This window comes from Treponema endosymbiont of Eucomonympha sp., from assembly GCF_001028545.1.
Window position 1 is genome coordinate 1 of sequence record NZ_BBPW01000353.1, and the last position, 713, is coordinate 713.

General features: G+C 45.2%; 1 pseudogene. It reads right to left on the reverse strand.

From position 1 onward, the window contains the following. Positions 1–2: 2 nt before the first annotated feature. Positions 3–713 (reverse strand): annotated as a pseudogene (locus AWU74_RS07030) (hypothetical protein); the annotation flags it as partial.

Here is a 713-nt window from a genome sequence, read left to right on the forward strand (position 1 = left end):
CATCATTCTTTGATGATTTTGCCGTGTATGCCCTTAAACCGGATGCTCACATTCGGCGCGACCGGTACAATCGCTCCTGCGTCAATATTTTTTCTTTCCCCTTCCGCCGGAGTCATAAGCCATGAATCCGGTGAAAGATTTTTTATCCCCCACAAAGAGGGCTTGTTTTTGTTCACGATAACTTCCCCGGTTACGGTATCGTAATCATCGCTGCCGTCCACAGTATGACACGAATATAATTTTTTTCCGGGAAACAAGGGCGCTTTATATTTCCCAATGTCCAAACGCAAAGGATAGCTGTATGAATGTCCGCACCGGCATTTTATGGGGCTGTCCTTTTGAATTGGTTTACTAAAGAAATCATTTTTGCACGCGAGGCACGCAAGCAGTTCGTCGCGTAACCGAACCAACACTTTTTGCCATTCGTTTTCCGGCAGCCTCGCATTCGGGTTTTTCATTCCTTCCGCAAACGATTTTATAAAGGCTTCCTGAAAAAATTCGGGAAACTGCGGCCACAGTTTTATAGGGTTCGGGTGTATGCCTTTCACTGGTCGGTTTGACACATTGTCAGGGTCAAAAATAAATACAGGCTTTTTGCCGTATAATTCTAATTCCCGCTGTTCCGTAATGCATACGCTTTTGACATATTCCTCGCCCATGAGCGGGTCGTGTCTGCAAAACAATTTGAACAGGATAACCGCCAATCTCTGTTT